Origin of the sequence: Faecalibacterium sp. OF04-11AC (assembly GCF_003460645.1) — a bacterium.
Taxonomy (GTDB): domain Bacteria; phylum Bacillota; class Clostridia; order Oscillospirales; family Ruminococcaceae; genus Faecalibacterium; species Faecalibacterium prausnitzii_I.
The window spans coordinates 1-1,535 of record NZ_QTVP01000062.1; the positions used below are offsets into that span (position 1 = coordinate 1).

General features: G+C 53.8%; 1 rRNA gene. It reads left to right on the plus strand.

Annotated features, from left to right (window positions below):
* The first annotated feature begins 9 nt into the window (after positions 1-9).
* Positions 10-1,519, plus strand: a 16S ribosomal RNA gene (locus DXA70_RS13540).
* Positions 1,520-1,535 lie beyond the last annotated feature (16 nt).

Sequence of the window (1,535 nt, forward strand, 5' to 3'; positions counted from 1 at the left end):
TAAATATCATTTATAAAGAGTTTGATCCTGGCTCAGGACGAACGCTGGCGGCGCGCCTAACACATGCAAGTCGAACGAGAGAGAGGGAGCTTGCTTCCTTGATCGAGTGGCGAACGGGTGAGTAACGCGTGAGGAACCTGCCTCAAAGAGGGGGACAACAGTTGGAAACGACTGCTAATACCGCATAAGCCCACGACCCGGCATCGGGAAGAGGGAAAAGGAGCAATCCGCTTTGAGATGGCCTCGCGTCCGATTAGCTAGTTGGTGAGGTAACGGCCCACCAAGCGACGATCGGTAGCCGGACTGAGAGGTTGAACGGCCACATTGGGACTGAGACACGGCCCAGACTCCTACGGGAGGCAGCAGTGGGGAATATTGCACAATGGGGGAAACCCTGATGCAGCGACGCCGCGTGGAGGAAGAAGGTCTTCGGATTGTAAACTCCTGTTGTTGAGGAAGATAATGACGGTACTCAACAAGGAAGTGACGGCTAACTACGTGCCAGCAGCCGCGGTAAAACGTAGGTCACAAGCGTTGTCCGGAATTACTGGGTGTAAAGGGAGCGCAGGCGGGCGATCAAGTTGGAAGTGAAATCCATGGGCTCAACCCATGAACTGCTTTCAAAACTGGTCGTCTTGAGTAGTGCAGAGGTAGGCGGAATTCCCGGTGTAGCGGTGGAATGCGTAGATATCGGGAGGAACACCAGTGGCGAAGGCGGCCTACTGGGCACCAACTGACGCTGAGGCTCGAAAGTGTGGGTAGCAAACAGGATTAGATACCCTGGTAGTCCACACCGTAAACGATGATTACTAGGTGTTGGGAGATTGACCCTCTCAGTGCCGCAGTTAACACAATAAGTAATCCACCTGGGGAGTACGACCGCAAGGTTGAAACTCAAAGGAATTGACGGGGGCCCGCACAAGCAGTGGAGTATGTGGTTTAATTCGACGCAACGCGAAGAACCTTACCAAGTCTTGACATCCCTTGACGATGCTGGAAACAGTATTTCTCTTCGGAGCAAGGAGACAGGTGGTGCATGGTTGTCGTCAGCTCGTGTCGTGAGATGTTGGGTTAAGTCCCGCAACGAGCGCAACCCTTATGGTCAGTTACTACGCAAGAGGACTCTGGCCAGACTGCCGTTGACAAAACGGAGGAAGGTGGGGATGACGTCAAATCATCATGCCCTTTATGACTTGGGCTACACACGTACTACAATGGCGTTAAACAAAGAGAAGCAAGACCGCGAGGTGGAGCAAAACTCAGAAACAACGTCCCAGTTCGGACTGCAGGCTGCAACTCGCCTGCACGAAGTCGGAATTGCTAGTAATCGTGGATCAGCATGCCACGGTGAATACGTTCCCGGGCCTTGTACACACCGCCCGTCACACCATGAGAGCCGGGGGGACCCGAAGTCGGTAGTCTAACCGCAAGGAGGACGCCGCCGAAGGTAAAACTGGTGATTGGGGTGAAGTCGTAACAAGGTAGCCGTAGGAGAACCTGCGGCTGGATCACCTCCTTTCTAAGGAGTCAGGCAG